13 protein-coding genes are annotated in these 19,477 nt (G+C 67.7%); 8 read left to right on the top strand and 5 right to left on the bottom strand.

The window, feature by feature from the left end:
* A partial coding sequence (locus K340_RS36830; RefSeq protein WP_029138887.1) for a transposase occupies nucleotides 1–250 on the bottom strand: 250 nt, incomplete at its 3' end.
* A 311-nt stretch (nucleotides 251–561) separates the two neighbouring features.
* Here K340_RS36830 and K340_RS0126335 point away from each other — a divergent pair.
* The 5 genes from K340_RS0126335 (at nucleotide 562) to K340_RS0126310 (ending at nucleotide 6,041) form a co-directional block, all read left to right on the top strand.
* Complete coding sequence (locus K340_RS0126335; protein ID WP_029138886.1) at nucleotides 562–1,236, top strand: hypothetical protein; 675 nt, start codon at nucleotides 562–564, stop codon at nucleotides 1,234–1,236.
* Nucleotides 1,237–1,880: 644 nt separating this feature from the next.
* Entirely contained in the window at nucleotides 1,881–2,591 is a 711-nt protein-coding gene (locus K340_RS0126325) for a succinate dehydrogenase cytochrome b subunit (RefSeq protein ID WP_051267703.1), read from the top strand.
* Nucleotides 2,592–2,689: 98 nt separating this feature from the next.
* Nucleotides 2,690–4,684 carry a fumarate reductase/succinate dehydrogenase flavoprotein subunit gene (locus K340_RS0126320; protein WP_051267713.1) on the top strand — a complete coding sequence of 665 codons (1,995 nt, stop codon included), beginning with the start codon at nucleotides 2,690–2,692 and terminating at the stop codon, nucleotides 4,682–4,684.
* Nucleotides 4,681–5,427, top strand: a complete 747-nt coding sequence (locus tag K340_RS0126315; protein ID WP_029138882.1) for a succinate dehydrogenase/fumarate reductase iron-sulfur subunit — start codon at nucleotides 4,681–4,683, stop codon at nucleotides 5,425–5,427. The genes K340_RS0126320 and K340_RS0126315 overlap by 4 nt, the downstream gene beginning before the upstream one ends.
* Nucleotides 5,428–5,717: 290 nt before the next feature.
* Nucleotides 5,718–6,041: a hypothetical protein gene (locus K340_RS0126310; protein WP_154674497.1), complete on the top strand. Its 324-nt coding sequence runs from the start codon at nucleotides 5,718–5,720 to the stop codon at nucleotides 6,039–6,041.
* A 166-nt stretch (nucleotides 6,042–6,207) separates the two neighbouring features.
* On the opposite strand, the gene K340_RS33605 is transcribed toward K340_RS0126310, so the two are convergent.
* Complete coding sequence (locus K340_RS33605) at nucleotides 6,208–8,736, bottom strand: glycoside hydrolase domain-containing protein (protein WP_051267702.1); 2,529 nt, start codon at nucleotides 8,734–8,736, stop codon at nucleotides 6,208–6,210.
* 268 nt (nucleotides 8,737–9,004) lie between these two features.
* Here K340_RS33605 and K340_RS0126300 point away from each other — a divergent pair, with 268 nt between their 5' ends.
* Together K340_RS0126300 and K340_RS34885 are read left to right on the top strand one after the other, a co-directional pair.
* On the top strand, nucleotides 9,005–15,325 hold the full coding sequence (locus K340_RS0126300) for an Ig-like domain-containing alpha-2-macroglobulin family protein (RefSeq protein ID WP_029138880.1): 6,321 nt from the start codon (nucleotides 9,005–9,007) through the stop codon (nucleotides 15,323–15,325).
* 252 nt (nucleotides 15,326–15,577) lie between these two features.
* Nucleotides 15,578–16,804 (top strand): S1 family peptidase, encoded by a 1,227-nt coding sequence (locus tag K340_RS34885; protein ID WP_154674496.1) that lies wholly within the window; start codon nucleotides 15,578–15,580, stop codon nucleotides 16,802–16,804.
* Between the two features lie 14 nt (nucleotides 16,805–16,818).
* Here K340_RS34885 and K340_RS0126290 read toward each other — a convergent pair whose 3' ends face one another.
* Nucleotides 16,819–17,166 (bottom strand): winged helix-turn-helix transcriptional regulator, encoded by a 348-nt coding sequence (locus K340_RS0126290; RefSeq protein ID WP_029138878.1) that lies wholly within the window; start codon nucleotides 17,164–17,166, stop codon nucleotides 16,819–16,821.
* Nucleotides 17,167–17,225: 59 nt separating this feature from the next.
* Between K340_RS0126290 and K340_RS0126285 the strand changes: the two genes are divergently transcribed.
* Nucleotides 17,226–17,918: an NADPH-dependent F420 reductase gene (locus tag K340_RS0126285; protein WP_084615058.1), complete on the top strand. Its 693-nt coding sequence runs from the start codon at nucleotides 17,226–17,228 to the stop codon at nucleotides 17,916–17,918.
* Nucleotides 17,919–18,020: 102 nt separating this feature from the next.
* Here the strand turns inward: K340_RS0126285 and K340_RS0126280 are convergent, their stop codons facing one another.
* Nucleotides 18,021–18,848 carry a hypothetical protein gene (locus K340_RS0126280; RefSeq protein WP_029138876.1) on the bottom strand — a complete coding sequence of 276 codons (828 nt, stop codon included), beginning with the start codon at nucleotides 18,846–18,848 and terminating at the stop codon, nucleotides 18,021–18,023.
* Nucleotides 18,845–19,396: an RNA polymerase sigma factor gene (locus tag K340_RS35540; RefSeq protein ID WP_161632197.1), complete on the bottom strand. Its 552-nt coding sequence runs from the start codon at nucleotides 19,394–19,396 to the stop codon at nucleotides 18,845–18,847. Before K340_RS35540 ends, K340_RS0126280 begins: the two co-directional genes overlap by 4 nt.
* Nucleotides 19,397–19,477 lie beyond the last annotated feature (81 nt).

Below are 19,477 nucleotides of genomic sequence, written 5' to 3'. Positions count from 1 at the left end.
CCCGGCGCATCACCTCCGCCTCCTGCTCCAGCAGCCGGATCCGCTTGCGGGCCTCCCGCAGCTCGCCGGACTCGCCCGAGGCCGGCGCCGCCGCAGCCAGCCCGTCGGCGATGTCGGCCTTCTTTACCCAGTTGTGCACGCAGGCCTCGGAGATCCCGAAGTCCTTCGCGATCTGGGTCCAGGGGACTTCGCGTTTGCGGGCCAACGCGACCACGTCGTTGCGGAACTCTTCGGGGTAGGGCTTCGGCATGGTGACCATCCTTCCAGCAAGGACCTCATCCTCACAGGATCAGTGGTCAACCAGACCCGGGGCACTCCCCGCTTGCCACGAGTTTGGGCACTCTGTCGGATTATGGCACCCAGACAAGGCGGGGGATGCGAATGACAGCGCGGCCAGTCGCAGCACGTATCGATGCATGGCATATGGCGCCGCACCTTCGTCCGTTGGCCCGCACAACGCTGCACACCTGAACGCTCACTACTGATCATTGAGGTTGCCGTGTCGGTGCAACCGGACGTGACAACTGCCACGTCACCAACACGAACCCAGCGGAGGACGCGATGAAGCTCACCAGGCGGGCGCAACTTGCCGGTGCGGGCGCGGTGGCCGTGGTCGCCGTCGCAGCGATCATTCTGGCCACCCGAAACTCGACCGCTGTCTTTGCCGGCACGGACGTGCGCTACGCCACCGGCGCGCCGGCAGCTGTAGAAGCCATGTGCGATCCCTACAGCAGCGACCTGGCGGATTTGGTCCGCGATAGCGAAAGTATTGTGCTGGCGACCGTGACATCTGAGACACCACTGCTGGCGAACGTGTATGGCACAGATGCGCCGAAGGAGGTCAACGGCGAGTTGCCACCTCGTAAAGGTGACTTTCTCAACCGCGCACTCGCCGTGTCGATCGACAAGACGCTATTCGGTCCTGAACGTCGCAACGTGGTGGTCGTCGTTGAGGGCTGGCAGTACGACACTGCGAGTGACAGCTGGACGCCGTGGGCGGTGAACGGCAATCAGCGACTGATGCCCGGGGATCGCGCCGTGCTGTCTCTGATGAAGAATCCCGCCGACGATCCTGCTGCACTGCCCGGTTCGTTCGCACTGGCGTGCAGTGGACCGTTCCTGATCAAGGACGGCAAGGTCGTTCCGAAGCCGGACAGCACCGACTTTCAGGACGACGGCGCGTACTCGATGACAGAGGACCAACTCATCCAGGCAATTGAAGAACTGGCCCGCTAGCAGACTCGGCCGGCCGCGTGGCCGCGACGCGACACGCTGGCCGTGACCGGCGGCGCGTCATCAGGGCATTGCGACAACCGCTGCGAAGTCTGCGCTGGGCCGGTTCGCGTTGGTGTCCCGGCCGCCGGCCAGTGGCGCCGGCCAGTGGACCGGAGCGGCGACATGGTCGTCCTGTTGGCCATGTCACGCGCCCGCGGGCCCGTTTAACGGAGAGCGCCTTCGCTCTTGTCGTCGACGGCAACATCCCCGCCGGACCACCGTTGGACGCGGCAGTCGAGCGGCTGAAGCCGCGTCCCGGTGCTGGCCGGATCGAACGGGGACGATGCCCGGATCGGTCTGTTCCCCACCGGCAAGATCGACCCGGTTGACAAGTTCACGCTCAATGCCGTCGTGGGCGCTTCGGCGCACCCGGCAGACCCTCGAGCGCTGTCGGTCGGCCCGGCCAGGGCCGAGCGACGGCGGCGGCCATGGCCGAGCTCGGCGACCGGCAGCCGCCCCGCCGGCGAGAGGTAACCGTTCGGGCGTAATCAACGCCGCCGGGTGCCGGTGTCCGAGGTGACGCTCATTACTGCCAGGACCCGCGACCAGCAGCAATAGGCGTACCTTGCTCGAGCGGGCGCCGGCCGAGGGTTACGGTACTGTCCGTGGTCACTTCTACGACACCCGCCAGCCGCCCAGCCGGACCACCGCTTGGCCGGCGCACCACCATCGCCCTGAAGATCCTGATGGCCGTCACCGGTGCGATCTTCGTCGGCTATGTGCTGCTGCACATGTACGGCAACCTGATGGCGTTCGGCGGCGCGGACGTCTACAACACCTACGCCCACCACCTGCGCACCTTCCTGATGCCGATGCTGCCGTACCAGGGTTTCCTCTGGGTGCTGCGGCTGGTGCTGGTGCTGGCGTTGGTCGGGCATGTATTCGCCGCCTTCACCCTGTGGAACCGTGCGCAGAAGGCCCGCACCACCAGGTACGCGGTGAAGAAGGCCGTGGCGGCCACCCTGTCGGCGAAGTGGATGCGCTGGGGCGGTGTCGCGCTGCTGGCCTTCGTGGTGTTCCACCTGCTGGAGTTCACCACCCGCACCATCACCCCGGGTGGCGACAGCGACAGCCCGTTCACCCGGTTGACCAACGGCTTCAGCCTGTGGTGGGTCTTCCTGATCTACCTAGTGGCGATGTTCGCGCTGGCCATGCACCTGCATCACGGAATCTGGTCGGCAGCCCAGACTCTCGGCTGGACCAGCTCGGCGCTGTCCCGCCGGGTCGCCAAAACTCTCGGCCTGACGATCGCCCTGGTCGTCTCCGTCGGCTTCATCGTTCCGCCGTTTCTGATTCTGGTCGGCGTCATCAAGTAAGGGTTCGATATATGACTGACACTGGGCACGATCCGCTGCAGCCGGCCGAGGACGTTCGCACCGCCGCGGACGCCGCGACTCCGGCGGCCGATGCGGCGATGCCGCCACGACAGCCAGCGGCGGCCACCGCCGACGGACTGATCGAGGGGCTCTACCGGATGGGCGAGCCGATCGCCGACACCAAGGCCCCTGAGGTGCCCGCTGCCAACATGTGGGAGACCCACCGGTTCACCAACAAGATGGTGAACCCGACCAATCGCCGCAAGCTCAAGGTGATCATCGTCGGCACCGGGTTGGCCGGCGCCTCCGCCGCTGCCACCCTCGGCGAGGCCGGCTACCGGGTGAAGTCGTTCTGCTACCAGGACTCGCCGCGCCGGGCCCACTCGATCGCCGCCCAGGGCGGCATCAACGCGGCGAAGAACTACAAGGAGGACGGCGACTCCGTCTACCGGCTGTTCTACGACACCGTCAAGGGCGGCGACTACCGCTCTCGTGAGTCGAACGTCTACCGGTTGGCCGAAGTCAGCGCGAACATCATCGATCAGTGCGTGGCGCAGGGGGTGCCGTTCGCCCGCGAATACGGTGGCCTGCTGGACAACCGGTCGTTCGGCGGCGTCCAGGTCTCCCGCACCTTCTACGCCCGCGGCCAGACCGGTCAGCAGCTGCTGATCGGCGCCTACCAGGCGCTCGAGCGTCAGGTTGCCGCCGGCAGCGTCGAGACCTTCACCCGGCACGAGATGCTGGAACTGATCGTTGTCGACGGCCGGGCTCGCGGCATCATCGTCCGCGACATGGTGACCGGCGAGATCGAGACCCACCTGGCCGACGCGGTCGTGCTGTGCAGCGGGGGCTACGGCAACGTCTTCTATCTGTCGACGAATGCCATGGGCTGCAACGTGACCGCCTCCTGGCGGGCGCACCGCAAGGGCGCCTACTTCGCCAACCCGTGCTACACGCAGATCCACCCGACCTGCATCCCGGTGTCCGGGGAGAACCAGAGCAAGCTGACCCTGATGTCGGAGTCGCTGCGCAACGACGGCCGGATCTGGGTACCCAAGCGGCGCGAGGACTGCGACAAGGACCCGCGGGAGATCCCCGAAGAGGACCGCGACTACTACCTGGAGCGCATCTATCCCTCGTTCGGCAACCTGGTGCCCAGAGACATCGCCTCCCGGCAGGCGAAGAACGTGTGCGACGAGGGTCGCGGCGTCGGCCCGAAGGTCGGCGATTTTCGCCGCGGCGTCTATCTGGACTTCGCCGAGGCGATCGACCGGATGGGGCTGGACACGGTCAAGGAGAAGTACGGCAACCTGTTCGACATGTACGCGCGGATCACCGGCGAGGATCCGTACGCCACCCCGATGCGGATCTATCCCGCGGTGCACTACACCATGGGCGGGCTCTGGGTGGACTACGACCTGGAGTCCAGCATCCCCGGGCTGTTCGTCGCGGGTGAGGCGAACTTCTCCGACCACGGTGCCAACCGGCTCGGCGCCTCGGCGCTGATGCAGGGACTGGCCGACGGCTACTTCGTGCTGCCGAACACCATCTGCGACTACCTGGCCGACGGTCCGTTCGACGACGTGACCGACCGCAGCGAGGTGGCCGATGCCGCTGCCTCGGTGTCCGACCGGATCACCAGACTGCTGTCGGTGAACGGTGAGCGCAGCGTGGACTCCTTCCACAAGGAGCTGGGCCACATCATGTGGGAGTACTGCGGAATGGAGCGCAGCGAGCAGGGCCTGCGAAAGGCCGTCGAGCTGATCCGCTCACTGCGGGAGGAGTTCTGGCGCAACGTCAGGGTGCTCGGGACCAACGAGGAGTTGAACCAGTCGCTGGAGAAGGCCGGCCGGGTCGCCGACTTCCTCGAGCTCGGCGAACTGATGTGCATCGATGCGCTGCACCGCAGGGAATCCTGTGGTGGTCACTTCCGGGCGGAGAGCCAGACCGAGGACGGCGAGGCACTCCGGGATGACGAGAACTTCGCCTACGTCGCCGCCTGGGGCTGGGGCGGCGAGAACCAGCCGCCGGTGCTGCACCAGGAGGATCTCATCTTCAAGGCGATCGAGCTGAAGCAACGGAGCTACAAGTGAACTTCACCCTCAAGATCTGGCGGCAGGCCTCGCAGCGCGACCAGGGGCAGTTCGTCACCTATCGGATCGACGAGATCTCCGACGACATGTCGTTCCTGGAGATGCTCGACCTGCTCAACGAGCAGCTCATCGCCAAGAGCGAGGACCCGGTGGCTTTCGACTCCGACTGCCGCGAGGGCATCTGCGGGATGTGTGGGCTGATGATCTCCGGGCAGGCCCACGGCCCCGAGGTGACCACCACCTGCCAGCTGCACATGCGCTCGTTCACCTCCGGCGACACCATCACCATCGAACCGTGGCGGGCCGATCCGTTCCCGGTGCTCAAGGACCTGATCGTCGATCGCTCCGCCTTCGACCGGATCATTCAGGCCGGCGGCTACATCTCGGTGAACACCGGTGCCGCCCCCGAGGCACACTCCGTCCCGGTGCCGAAGCCGAACGCCGACCGGGCCTTCGACGCGGCCACCTGTATCGGTTGCGGCGCCTGCGTTGCGGCCTGCCCGAACGCCTCCGGCATGCTGTTCATGGCCGCGAAGGTGACCCACCTCGGCGAGTTGCCGCAGGGCCAGCCGGAGCGGGCGTCCCGAGTGCTCTCGATGGTGACCCAGCACGACCACGAGGGGTTCGGCGGCTGCACCAACATCGGTGAGTGCTCGGCCGCGTGCCCCAAAGAGATCCCGCTCGATGTGATCAGCACCCTGAACGGCGACCTGCGCCGGGCGATGCAGCACAAGCCCTCGTAGTTGTTTGTTGAAGTCCGGCGTCGGCTACGCCGACGCTGATGGGGTCGCTCGGCGCTACGCCCTCTCGCTCGCTGCGCTCGCATTGTTCCGCTATGCGCTTTCGCGACCACATCAGCGTCGACTTCGCCTCGGGTTTCAAACCTTGTGGTGCTGGTTCGCTCGGTGGAGGTTCGGGGTGGGTGCGGATCGCATCTCGCTCTGACGGAGTTGAACGCGTCGCGTGATGTTGCCGGGCATGGGGCTGATCGCATCTCGCTGTTGAGCTATGGGGCGACCGATAGACTTTGTCGGTGAGCAAAGTTGATGCGATGCGGGCGATGCGGGAGGCTCGGTATGCGGCTGCCGGGGCGGGGACCAAGGGTGCCAAGAGTGCAGCCGCGAGGTCGGCGACGGAACCGGTGACGGCGCCCGCGGCCCCGCGCAAGCGGCCGGCCGGGGCGAAGAAGGTCGGGGCAGCGACACCCGAACCCACTGAGACGCCCGAGCAGATCGGCGCGCCGGCGGCACCGGCCGCCGAAGAGCCGGTCGAGGCGCTGTGCGGGCATCGCAGCATGAACGGCCGTAACTGCCGCCGGCCGGCCGGGCACGCCGAGAAGAACCACCGCTACAGCTGACCGCGGCGACGGCGCGCTCCCGATGATCATGGCGCCCAGCCCGACAGGGCCGACCGAAGGTCCGGATCGCCGGAGCAGCGAACGATGATCAACAAGTGTGGGGTTGGGGGGCAGGGGCGACTGCCCGCCACCCACCCCGGCGGGGTGGTTGGCGGGCAGCCGGGTGTCACCTACCGGGAACCGGTGACAGCTTGGTTGCCCAGGCAGACGGTGCGCTGCCGACCTTGTACTGCAGCACCGCGCCGTCGGCGAACTTCTTCAGCGGCAACCACGATCGCAACTGATTGCCGTGATCGACGCGCAGCGACTGGATGAACGGCGCCTCGCCCGCATCCTTGTCCGTCTCGAGTCGCATCCGGTGATCGCCCAGCCACACGGTGATCCCGGGGAATTGCGGCGTCGACAGTGCCACGCCGCCGTTCGCCTGCGCCACCGGGAACATGCCGAGACCGGCGAACACGTACCAGCTCGAGGTGGCGCCCATGTCGTCGTTCCCGGGCAGTCCGTCCCGGCCGGTGGTGAAGGCGGTGTTCATCACCTGCTGTACGACGTACTGGGTGGAGGCGGGCGCGCCTGCCCAGTTGTAGGCCCACGGCGCCGGGTGGCCCATCTCGTTGCCGATGTAGAAGCCCTGGGAGTCCTGGCCGCCGTTGAGCTGGGCGGCGGTGGGCACCTTCGTCAGACCTGAGTCGATCGAGAACAGCTGGTTCAGCCGATCAACAGCCTTCTCCTTGCCACCGATGGCGGTGATCAGCTCCGGCCAGGCAAACCCGAAGGCCCAGAAGTAGTTCGGCTCGGTCGACTCGTGGAACGAGCCGGCCTCCAGCGCTCCGGGCTCGCCCGGTACGGCCGGCGCCTTGCGGGCTGCGATGGTGCCGTTCTGGAAGTCGAAGATGTTGCGCCACCAGGTTGCCCGGTCGCGCAGCGCGGTGATGTCGGCCCGCTTGACCTGCACCGACGGGTCCGCCAACACCTTGCGCGGCACCGCGTCCAGGAATTCGGCCGCAGCCTCATCGCTGGTGTAGCGCTCGATGTTCGCCGACGACGCGTCCGGGTAGTAGCCGTCGGTGAGGTACTGCTGCTGGTTGGGCATGCTGGCGTTGCCGTTGCAGTTGCTCTGCGGATCGAAGACCGACTGCTTGACCAGCCGGGCTGCGGTGGTCACGTCGAAGTCGGTGGCGCCGAACGCATAGGAGCCCGCGAGCACCGGGGGGGCGTTGTCGCCGGCCATCGGCGTCGAGTCGTCGCTGGCGTCGACCCAGTGCGGGAAGGCGCCGCACTGTTGCGCATCGACCACCAGCGACTGCATCACCTCGTTGGCCTCCTTGGGTGCCAACAGCGCCAGCAGCTGTGCCTGCGAACGGTAGGTGTCCCACATCGACAGTCCCGAATAGTGCGTCGAATAGCTGCCGGTGCTGCCGTCGGGGCGGGTGTAGGTGTAGTCGGCGACGTTCACCACCGGGCGGTCGGGGACGCTGCCGGTGACGTCCACCCCGGTCGGGAGTGGCCTGCTCGCCTGCATGCTGCGGAACTGCCCGTTCACGTCGGAGTACGTGGTCGGCGACCCGAAGACCCGGTACAGCGCGGTGTAGAACTTGGTCAGCGCGTCCCGCTGGTCTCCGGTGAGCGCGCTGGGATCGGCGGCCTGATCGATTTGGACCGTGTTCAGCCGGGTGTTCCACTCCGCGTCGGCCTGGGCCCGAACCTGGCCGAACGTCGAGGTCGCATTTTCGGTGTCCAGGTTGAGCTTTGCGTTCGCCACGCTCACCGACGAGATCCCGACCCGCATGGTCAGGGTCGGGTCGGCGTCGGTCAGGTCGTACTGCAGCAGCGCCGAACCGTTGGTGACGGTGTTGACGGTTCCGCCGGTCTGGGCCCGCAGCGGCTTGTCGAACTCGGCGAAGAAGTAGACGTTGGAGTTGAACGGGGTGCCGTACGGCGTGCAGAACGCCGGTGCGACGGTCTTGCCGGACAGCTGCCGGCCGTCGTCGCTCACCGTCAGCGACGTGTTGTTCGCCGAGATCTTGCCGGCACTGCCCCGGGAGTTGCTGTTCCCGTTGAGCCGGGTGTCCAGCGAGAAGTAGCCGGAGTTCTTGTCCGGGTAAGTGAATCGCGCCATCCCGGTGCGGTTGGTGGCCGTCAGCGCGACCTCGACCTGGTTGTCGAGCGCGACCGAGTAGAAGCCAGGAGCCGCCGACTCGGTCGCGGTCCGGAACCCCACGCCGGACGGGATACCGGCGGCCGAGGCGACGGACGTGGCCGTCGACGACGGCATCATCCCGACCACGCCTTGCCCTGGGCAGCCGACGCCATTCAGGTGGGTGAGGCTGAAGAAGTTGATCTTGGCGCTGGTGGCCGTCGCTCCGGTCAGGTAGCCGCCGGAGCCGTTGAAGTTGGTGCGCGGCATGTCCGGGCCGAAGTTCACCATGCCGAAGGGCACCTTGGCGCCCGGGTTGATGTTGCCGGCATAGCCACTGGTCCGCGGGACCGCAGTGCCGATGAACGGGTTGACGTACTGCGTCAACGCCAGTTCAGATCGCTGGCCGGGGCTTGCGTCACCGGTGGGACCTGCGGCAGAGACCGTGGCCGGCGTGATGACGCCGAGCAGCAACGCGGCGACCGCCGCGTAGCCCCCGAGCCGATAGCGGGTCGGCGGGACAAGTGCGCTACGCCGCCGGTGTCGTGACCATCGCATGGAATCCTGCTCCTTCGTCAGAGAGCTGACATCGTTGTCATTGGCAGTGCTCGGGTGAGCTTATCCGACCATGGGACAGGTGTCCGACCCGTTCGGGCGGCGAGCGCTTCGGGGGCGGCTCCCGATCAGCCGGGTTGGCTGCCGACGACATCTGGCGACTTCCGGCGGCACCCGAACTCGCTGGAAATCGGTGCAACCTCGCAAAGGGGCCGTTCCGTCATCCCGCTGCGGCGTCGTCTCGCGGGAGGCGGCCGCTGGGAGGCGCGGCATGATCGGACCTGTTCAGCCACGGCGGTACCGGCGCTGGGTTGCGGCGCTGACGGCCTTCGTGGTGCTCGCCTCCTTGCTGGTCTGGATCGCGCTGACTCACCAGCCCGACCCGCGAACCGCGCAGGCGGCCGACCCGGGCAGCAGGCCCACCAGTTCGGCGGGCCAGGGCGCGACCGATCCGGTCGGTGCCGGGCAGAACGGGACCGGCGGGGGCGGGAACGGAACCGGGCAGAACGGGACCGGGCAGAACGCCGGAGGCGGGGCGGTGCTGCCGGTCGGGCTGAAGCTCAGCGCCGGTCGGGCGCAGCAGCCGGCCGCGCCGGTCACGGTGGCTGACGGCACCCCGTTGGCTGCGGACCGAGTCGCCGCGATCGTGGCACGGCTGCCGGAGTTCGCCACCGACAAGCAGCTGACCGAGTCGTTCCGCTGGCCCACCCAGTCCATCGTGAAGCCGAACGGTGGCAAGCGGGTGCCGATCACCTTCCCGAACGCCGACCAGGACGGCCAGAACCCGCCGGACAAGCCGGTTGCCACGCCGACCGGGCCGTTGCAGGTGCTCCGGATGCAGCCACAGGGTGCGGTGAGCATCGCGCCGTTCATCAGCGTCACCTTCAACCAGCCGATGGTGCCGGTCGGCACCGTCGGGCAGGTCGGGGCGATCACCGTGCCGATCACCATCAGCCCGAAGGTCGCCGGCTCGTGGCAGTGGATCGGCACCAGCACCGTGCGGTTCGTCGCCGACTCCGCCGATCTGGACCGGCTGCCGATGGCCACCGACTACACCGTCACCGTTCCGGCCGGGATGAAGTCGGCCGCCGGGGCGGCGCTGACCAAGGCCGCGACCTTCACCTTCAGCACCCCGCCACCGAAGGTCACGCATTTCGAGCCGACCGGGAAGTCGATGGAGCTCGACCCGATCTTCCTGGCGGTCTTCGACCAGAAGGTGGATCCGGCGACGGTGCTGCGGACCACGACCCTGGCGGCCGACGGTGCCGATCGGCCGATCCGCCTGGCCACTGCGGCCGAGCTGGCCGCCGATGCCGCCGCGTCGAAGGTGGCCGGCGCCGCCCCCGACGGTCGGGTGGTCGCGTTCCGGCCCACCACGGAGCTGCCGGCCGACCAGGACGTCACCGTCACCTTCGCTGCCGGTACCGCGTCCGCCGAGGGTCAACGGACCAGTACGAAAGCCGCGACCTTCAGCGGGCACACCTACGCCGCACTGGCGTTGCGCAGCACCCTGTGTGACGGCTGCGAACCCGGGCAGGCGATCAGGCTGACCTTCAACAACAATCTGGACCGCAAGGCCTTCGACCCGACCACCATCAAGATCAGCCCGGAGCTCCCCGGCGTGGAGATCAGCGTCTCCGGCACCGACATCTACCTTCAGGGCGCGACGGCGGCCGACACCCTCTACACGGTGACGGTGCCCGCCGGTCTCACCGACACCTTCGGGCAGAAGCTCTCGGTTGCGGCGAAGGGCACCGCCCGGATCGGTTCGGCGACCACCCGGATGGACCCCTTCCCGAATCCCATCACCACCCTCGATCCGCTGGTAGACACCCCGAGGCTCGCGGTGAACACGGTGAACCGCAAGGAGTTCCGCGAGCGGTTGTTTGCGGTGTCGCCGAAGGACTGGCCCGCCTTCCAGCGGTTCTACGTGGCCGCCGCGCAGGCCGGCAACCGAGCCGACGAGCTGCCGGCGACGCCCGATTGGCCGGTGCTGATCGACCGGGTGGTCGCCGTCAAGGGAGCCCAGAACCGGGTGGTGGCCACCGATCTCGATCTCGCGAAGGCATTGGCTGCGGCGGGAGGTGCCTCGGGCGCCAGTAAGAACCTGGTGGTGCTGATCGAACCCACCGACGCCGAGACCTTCACCCAGAACGAGGCCTGGCAGAACCGGCCGACGATGACCTGGGCCCAGACCAGCACGATCGGCATCGACGCCCTGGACGACGGAACGGGGCTGCGGGCCTGGGTCACCGACCTGCGCGACGGCGCCCCGTTGCCCGGCGTCGGCGTCGCCATGCTGGACGGCAGCGGCACCGCCGCGCCCGCGCGCACCGCGACCACCGACACCCACGGCATCGCCGCCATGGACCTCACCCGCAGCGGAGGCACCGCCCTGCTGGCCACCAAGGGGGACCAGACGGCACTGCTGCCCTCGATGATGTGGGGGAACAGTTGGACCAGCCAACCTGCGCAGAGTCGGCTGCTCTGGTACGTCAACGACGACCGGCAGACCTACCGTCCGGGGGAGACCGTGTCGGTCAAGGGCTGGGTGCGGCTGCAGGCGCCGGGGGTGGCCAGCACCCTGTCCGCGGTGCCGAAGAACAGCACGGTGCGGTACACCGTTCGCGACGGCTACGGAAACGACATCGCCCACGGCAGCACGGATGTCAGCGCCCTCGGCGGATTCGACCTGACCGCCGCCCTCCCTGCCGGGGCCAACCTGGGGGGCGCCACTATCGAGTTCAGGATCATCGGAGTAACCGGCGTCGGCGACAATTACTACTACCACAACTTCCAGATCGCGGACTTCCGCACGCCCGACTTCGAGGTCGACACCCACGGCGAGAGCGATCCACCCTACGTGTTGGGCAACGATCTGACCGTCGCCGCCGACGCCACCTACTACGCCGGGGGACCGCTGGGTGACGCCACCGTCGACTGGCAGGTCCGCACAGCAGCGGCGACCTACGCGCCGCCCGGTTGGAACGGATTCACCTTCGGGATCTGGACGCCCTGGTGGGACGTGGACAACCCCGGCTTCGGCTACGACACCGGCGGTATGTACCGCGGTGGCCCGTACGCCGGACCGTACGGTGACCCTTACTCGGACTGCTGCGGGCCGGTCGAGGACGACTCCAGCACGGTGCAGAGGCTCTCCGGCACCACCGACGGCAAGGGCGCCGACTACCTGAACGTGAAGGTCGGCGACCTGGGAGCGGACTTCGCCGGGCTGCCCGTCACCGTGACCGCGCAGGCCACGGTGACCGACGTGAACCGGCAGGCGATCGCCGGCAGCACAGATCTGCTGGTGCACCCGGCCGACTACTACGTCGGCCTGTCGTCGACCGACACGTTCGTCCAGCAGGGCAAGGACCTTGCCGTGCAAGCGATCGCCACCGACATCGACGGTGCGGCCACCGCCGGGCTGACGATCGACGTCCGGGCCGCCAAGGTGACCACCAGCTGGAACAACGGGACCTCGGTGGACACCGAGACCAACGTGAAGAACTGCCGGGTCACCTCCACCACCGGGCCGGTGACCTGCACCTTCACCCCGGCGGCGGCCGGCACCTACCGGATCACCGCGACCGTCACCGACAAGTCCGGCCGGACCAGTCGCAGCCAATTGACCCGATGGGTCGCCGGACCCGACCAGGCCATCGACAACTCGGTGCAGCGCCAGCAGCTGACCATCGTCCCGGACCGCAAGGAGTACCGACCAGGTGACACAGCCGAGCTGCTGGTCCAGTCGCCGATCACCACCGGCAGTGGACTGCTCACGGTGCTGCACAACGGGATCGCCTCGACCATCACGTTCTCGGTGCGGGACGGCTCGGCGGTGGTCGACGTCCCGGTGACCGAGAACGACGTCCCCGGGGTCTCGCTGTCGATCGAGGTGGTCGGCACCGCTCCGCGGTCGGACAACGGCTCGGGCGTCACCGTGCCGCCGCGACCGGCGTACGCCACCGCGGGCATCGACCTCGGCGTCTCCACGCAGAGCCGCACCCTGAAGGTCACGGCAACCCCAAAGGACAAGACCGTCGCGCCCGGCGGCAAGACCCGGATCGACGTGACGGTCGCCGATCAACACGGAAAGCCGGTGGCCGACAGCGAGTTCGAGGTGGTGGTGGCGGACGAGGCGATCCTGGCGCTCGGCGGCTACCAGTTACCGGACCCGCTGCAGGCCTTCTACCCGCAACCGAGTAACCAGCTCAATGCCCTGTACGGACGCTCGATGGTGGCACTGACCGACCCGAACCCGCCGGCCGCTCAGAACGGCGGGGCAACGGTGGCCGCATCCAGCGCCGCAGCCGCCGGCGGCGCTTCCGAATCCGCGTCGGCCTCGGGCAGCGATGGGTCCGCGGCCGCGCCGATGGCAACGGATCAGCGCAAGACCAACGGCACGGCGCTGTCGGCCGGGGACGCAAACGCCGCCTCGAAACCGGGCACTCCGATCGCGGAGCGGAAGAACTTCGAGCCGCTGGCGCTGTTCCGGCCCTCAGCCACCACCGACTCCGACGGTCGAGCGACTATCGATGTCACGCTGCCGGACAACCTGACCCGCTATCGGGTAATGGTGGTGGCGGTGGCCGGCGCCACGGACTTCGGCACTGCCGAGTCGACGATCACCGCCGGGTTGCCGGTGACGGTCCGGCCGTCAGCCCCGCAGTTCCTGAACTTCGGCGACACCCTGCAGTTGCCGGTGCTCCTGCAGAACCGGACGGGGACTGCCCTGTCCACCGATGTGGTGCTGCAGACCGCGAACCTGAAGCTGACCGGTCCGGCCGGCAAGCGGGTCACCGTGCCAGCGAACGGGCGGGTCGAGGTCGACTTCGCGGTCGCCGCCGACCAGGTGGGCACGGCCCGATTCCGGGTGGTGGCAGTCGGCGGCAACAGCGCCGACGCCGCCACCGTTGAGTTGCCGGTGTACACCCCGGCGACCACGGAAACCTTTGCCTCCTACGGCATCGTCGACGGCGACACCACCGTGCAGCAGCCGGTCAGCGCGCCGAAGGGAGTCTTCGACCAGTTCGGTGGGCTGCAGATCAGCACCTCGTCGACCGCGCTGGCGCAGCTCTCCGACGCCGTCGGCTACCTCGCCGACTACGACTACGACAGCTCGGATGCGTTGGCATCGCAGATCATTGCCATCGGATCACTCGGCGACGTGCTGCAGGCTTTCTCGGCGCCCGGCCTGCCGTCAGCGGCGAAACTGAAGGCCCTGGTCAACGCCGACGTGACGAAGCTGCTGGCCATGCAGAACGACGATGGCGGCTTCCCGTACTGGACGCGTGGCGAGGAGACCGACCCGTTCAACACCATCCAGGCCACGCAGGCGCTGCTGGTCGCGAAGGCCTACGGATCCGAGGTGCCGCAGAGCCGGATCGCCAGGGCCACCAAGTATCTGAAGGCGATCGACTCGCACATCCCGAAGACCGCGAGCCAGGCCACCAGGGACACCCTGAATGCCTACGCGCTGCGGATCCGGATGTTGGCCGGTGACACCGATTCCGCCGCGGCGAAGACGATGGTCGACCGCCGGGGTGCCGCGCTGCCGTTGGACGCGGTGGCCTGGCTGCTGCCGGTGGTGACCGACGCCGCCGTCAAGTCGACGCTGCTGCAGCGGATCGGCAACGCCGCGGTCGACAACGCCGGTTCGGTGACCTTCACCAACAAGGTGACCGATGACGCCTGGACCACGCTGCAGTCCGACCGCCGGACCGACGGGCTGATCCTTGATGCCCTGGTCACCGTGCAGCCGGACAGTGATTTGATCCCGAAGGTGGTGGCCGGCCTGATGGCCGCGCAGCGCGGCGGGCGGTGGAACAACGTGCAGGAGAACGGGTTCATCCTGCTCGCGTTGCGTCACTACTATGACGCGTTCGAGAGCACCACCCCCGACTTCGTCGCCGGTGTCTGGTTGGGCGGCCGGTTCGCCGGCCAACACGACTTCACCGGTCACACCACCGAGCAGGGCGCGGTGAGCATCCCGACGAAGGAACTCGTCAGCACCGGCGATACCGCCCTGACGGTGCGCAACCAGGGCACCGGCACCCTGTACTACCGACTCGCGCTGCAGACCGCGCCGACGAATCTGCAACTCGCGCCGCTGGACCGAGGTTTCGTGGTGTCCCGCAGCTACTCCGGGGCCGACAACCCGTCCGACGTGACCCGCGCAGCCGACGGCAGTTGGCACATCAAGGCCGGGGTCAGGGTCAGGGTGCAGGTGCAACTGGTGTCCAGGAGTGCGCAGAGCCATGTCGCACTGATCGACCCGCTGCCGGCCGGACTGCAGATTCTCAATCCGGAACTGGCGACCACGCCGAAGGATCTGGACCCGAAGTCGGCCGCGGCCAAGAACGCACAACGCTGGGGCTGGTCCCCGACCTGGTACGACCACCAGAACCTGCGGACCGACCGGGCGGAGGCGTTCGCCGGTTGGCTGCAGGGCGGCGTGTATTCCTACAGCTACCTGGCCAGGGCGACCACGGCCGGCACCTTCGTCGCCCCGCCGACCAGGGCGGAACAGGTCTACGCGCCGGAGACGTTCGGCCGGGCCGGAACCGACCGGGTGGTCATCTCCAACTGAGGCACCCGACTCCGGAATATCACTGAGAGTGCCGAGAATGGGGCGCTTCGACGGCAAAAGAGTGAGAGGGCAAGAGCTTTCATCGACGCTGGGTGACGGCTCTGGCAGGAAGTTGCCAGTCGGCGCGGTAACGGTGCGTAACGACGACAGGCTCGACGAATACCTATCCGCAGTCGGGGCGGAGCAGAAATTCGTGGAGGCTTCGTGGTTGCCCTGTCCCGTCGGTTCGCCCTGGTTGTTGCCGGATTGGTAGTGGCAGGAGCGGTAGGTGTCGGCGGGGTCCTCTCTGCGCCGGCCGCGGCCGCACACCCGCTGATCATCGATCCCTCGTGTGCCGCCAGGCCATCGGTGGCGGACCCGGCCGTCGGCGCGTTGGCCGCCGAACGGCGGGTGTCGGTGCCGGAGGCGCAACGGCGGATCGCGGCGCAGCAGTCGGCGGCAGTGGTCGGCCAACGGCTGCGCAGCGGTCTACCGGAGAAGTTCGGCGGGATCTGGATCGCCGGGGACGGTTCCGACGCCGTCGTGACCGGAACGACCTCGGGCAGCGCGTCGGCGGTGATCGCCGATACCGCTGCCCGCTGTGGCATCGCCTCGGTGCGGGTGGTCACCGTGCGGCATTCGGCAGCTCAACTGGCCGCTGCCGCGGACTGGATCGAGCGACGGGTGCCGGCGGACCGGGCCAGCGTCGGCATCGACTTTGCGGCGAACACGGTGCGGTTCAACATTTCCGGCGCCCCCGATGCCCGGCAGCGCAGTGCGCTGGCGAAGATGCCGGCCGCACTGCGGTCGGCCGTCACCCTCGGACGACTGGCCGCGGAACCGGATCCACTCGCCTGTTCCGGCAACTTCTGTGATGCCCCGTTACGCGGCGGGGTGGAGATCCAGGGGCCGGCCGCCGCGGGCTACGTCACCCTGTGTTCGTCCGGATTCGTGACGGTGAACCTCACCGGGACCGCCTACTACCTGCTGACGGCCGGGCACTGCGGCGCCAAGGGCGGGGTGTGGAACACCAACTTCGCGAACAAGAGCAAGCACCGGATCGGTGCCATGTACAACAAGGTGTTCGGTGCCGGCGGCGACATGGCCATCATCAGGATCGACAGTCCATCGGGATGGAAGCTGCCCCGCGGACTGGTCTATGTGCAGGCCGGTGCGGCCACCACCCGGAACGAGGCCTACCAGATCACCAAGGTCGGCGACAGCGTGCAGGGAATGCGCACCTGCAAGAGCGGCCGGACCACCAAGACCACCTGCGGCAAGGTCACAGCGGTGGGCGTCGCGGTGAGCTACAACGGCACCGTGGTCCGGAATCTCGTGCAGACGAATATGTGCGCCGGCGGCGGAGACAGCGGCGGAGCGGTGTACAGCGGGCATGTCGCCTACGGTGTGCTGTCCGGTGCGGCCGGATCGTGCACCACGTTCTACCAACCGGTGAAGTCTGCGGTGGCGGCCCTCAACGTCAAGGTGGTCACCGACTAGCCGTTGCGGGCGGATCATAACGTTGCTGACAGGTCGACCTGGTTCTCCGCTGCCCACTCGGCGAGGTTGGCCAAAGGACCGTTGGCGAAGGACACTCCCAACGGGGTGAGGTCGTAGACGGCAGCGTCGCGCCCCGATCCGCGTGGGGTTCTTTCGACCAGGCCGCGCGCGGTCAAACGTCGGAGGGACTCGGTCAGCATCTTGTCGCTCACCCCGGCGATGCGGTCCAAGAGGACACTTCGGCGGGTCGGGCCCATGCGCAGAGCAGAGACGACGACCGGGTCCCACGTGTGGTTGAGGAGTTCAACCGCAGATCGCACGAGGCAGTCCGAGATGAAGGTCTCGCAGCCCTGTTCGTTCACCAGCCCAGTCTCCCATCCCGCTCCTACCGATTGGTAGGAGCCGGCCCCTTAGCGTCTTCATGACACCTCAGGAGACGAAGGAGATCATGGTGAATATCGGACTGTTGGGGACCGGAAACCTTTCGGTGGCACTTGGGAAAGCGTGGGCCACCGCTGGGCACTCCATCGTGGTCACGGGCCGTAGCCCCGATCGCGCGAAGGCCGCCGCGGAGTGGATCGGTGACGCAGCGACGCCAATCGACCCGGGCCAGCTCGCAGACCAGGCCGAGGTCATCGTGGTTGCGATCGCCTGGGGCGGGCTGGAGGAAGCGCTGAGACTCGTCGGTGGCCCGGACGGGATGCTGTCGGGGACGACCGTCATCGATTGCACCAACGCTGTGGACTTCGCGACCGGGCGTTTGCTTCCGGAGACCGGATCGGCCGCCGAGTTAGTCGCCAATCTCGCGGTCGGCGCCCACGTGGTCAAGGCACTGCATCTCTTCGCCGGCGCATCCTGGCCATTCGCCGGCGAGGTAGGCGCCTCGCCGGTTGTCGCGATCTGTGGTGACGACGCAGGCGCTCTGAATCGAACGGCGGCGCTGATCGGTGATCTCGGGGCGCGGGCCGCGGTATTGGGCGGGTTGAGCGCTGCCAGGCAGGCCGAGGAAGCCGCTGGCTTTGTGATGCGTGTGGTCGCTGCTGGCGCAAACCCGCGCTTCGCGGTCCCGGACGTGGACCCGGCCCTTATTGGCCTGGGGACCGCGAACCCGTGACCATATTCATCGAAGCCGATGATTCACCCGAACTCGCCGCTTTTCATTGGAGGCACGCAGGCGACTCGTAGAGCGCTGCAGGCTCCGCCCGATCGCGTCCTCTCAGCCGCGCCGGATTCGTCCGGCGCTATCGACGATCAGTGCCATGGGTTCGGTCACCCGATCGTTGCCGTTGATGCTGGAGACGCCGATCGCGCGGTACCTTCCGGGGTTCAGGCGTGGTTTTGATCCAGGCGGATCCATCGTCGAGTTCCCTGTGCAGAAGGCGAGTTGGTGATGGTTGCTAGGGAATTTCTCCAGCCAGGATGCCCCGGGTTGTAGCGGTCGCTCGGCAGTGAGGAGGCCGAGAGAGTTCGGATAGGCCAAGGCCAGGTGGTCCTGATCGTCGATGAGGACGACGTTGCCGCCGCCTTCGGTCCAGATGACCTGCGTGTCTGCGGCGTTGGTTCCGGAGACAGTCCAGTTCGGGCCGTCCGCAGAGGTCATCGTCAGGGTCAGGTCGGGGTCGGCTGCGGGGATCTGCGGCAAGGGTGCATTGCACCCCGCCAATGAGATCGTGGCGTTGGCGGTGAGGCCGGCAACCTTGGTGTCGCGGTTGTGATCCGACTTGGGGACAGGCGGTCCGGAGGCTGTTGCCCCGGGACCTGTTGGGATCGGCGTGCCTACGGGTGGTGTCGTCGTGCGGTGTGCGGGTGGCGCGGTACTCGCCGGCGGTGCATCCTTCGCGTGGTGGACGGTGACCGGCACGATGACAGCGAGTGCGACGATTGCTGCCACGCCGAGGCTCGCGGCGATGGCCCGTCGCCGCCGGTGGCGGGTGATCCGCGAATCGATGCGGGGGGTCAGCGCGGCCGGATCGGTGTCGTCGGCGATCATGCTCAGGGCGGTACGCAGGGCCTGATCGTCCGGGTTGTCATGATCGTTCGTCATCGTTGCTGCTCCTGTTGATCGTTGTGCTGGTGATTCAGTGCAGTGCGGAGCTCTCGCCGGGCGCGGAACAGCACGACGCGCACGGTCTGCTGTTGCACGCCGATCTCGGTCGCGATCGTTGCGTCGTCCAGGTCGAGGACGTAGCGCAGGACAAGCGCGGTTCGGTCTCTGGGGCTGAGGTGGTGAAGTGCGTCGGCGACCGCGGCCGAATCTGCATACGTTGCGGCGATGTTTGCGGGGTCGGTTTCGGACCGCGCCAGCAGTGGGGTAACGCGGGTGTGACGATCCTTGGCTCGGCGCGTGCTGAGATGCGAGTTGGTGATGGCCCTGCGGAGGTAGGCGACCGGCGCTTCCATGGCACGTATCCTTGGCCAGTGCCGGTACGCATAGAACAAGACGTCCGCGGTCGCGTCCAGGGCGTCCTCGCGATTCCCGGTCACTACGCGAGCGAAGCGCAGCAGGCCAGCCTGTTCGGCACGGCAAAAGTCCTCGAAGCTTTCGGACGGTACTCGCGGTCCCGACACCGGCTGATGCTGCAAGCTGGTCACCACCCTCCACTGGAAGCACGACCTATGAGGTGAGCGTTCGGCCGGCACTGTTCGTTTCACGTCGTCCAACGCTAGCTTCCG

The organism is Nakamurella lactea DSM 19367, from assembly GCF_000426645.1.
Classification (GTDB): Bacteria; Actinomycetota; Actinomycetes; order Mycobacteriales; family Nakamurellaceae; genus Nakamurella; species Nakamurella lactea.
The sequence above is the reverse complement of the archived record's forward strand: the minus strand, read 5'-3'. Positions and strand labels throughout refer to the sequence as shown.

Coding starts and splice junctions, on each gene's coding strand:
- K340_RS0126335 (WP_029138886.1), top strand. CDS start 562: ATGAAGCTCACCAGGCGGGCGCAACTTGCCGGTGCGGGCGCGGTGGCC.
- K340_RS0126320 (WP_051267713.1), top strand. CDS start 2,690: ATGCCGCCACGACAGCCAGCGGCGGCCACCGCCGACGGACTGATCGAG.
- K340_RS33605 (WP_051267702.1), bottom strand. CDS start 8,736: ATGCGATGGTCACGACACCGGCGGCGTAGCGCACTTGTCCCGCCGACC.
- K340_RS0126300 (WP_029138880.1), top strand. CDS start 9,005: ATGATCGGACCTGTTCAGCCACGGCGGTACCGGCGCTGGGTTGCGGCG.
- K340_RS0126285 (WP_084615058.1), top strand. CDS start 17,226: ATGACACCTCAGGAGACGAAGGAGATCATGGTGAATATCGGACTGTTG.
- K340_RS0126280 (WP_029138876.1), bottom strand. CDS start 18,848: ATGACGAACGATCATGACAACCCGGACGATCAGGCCCTGCGTACCGCC.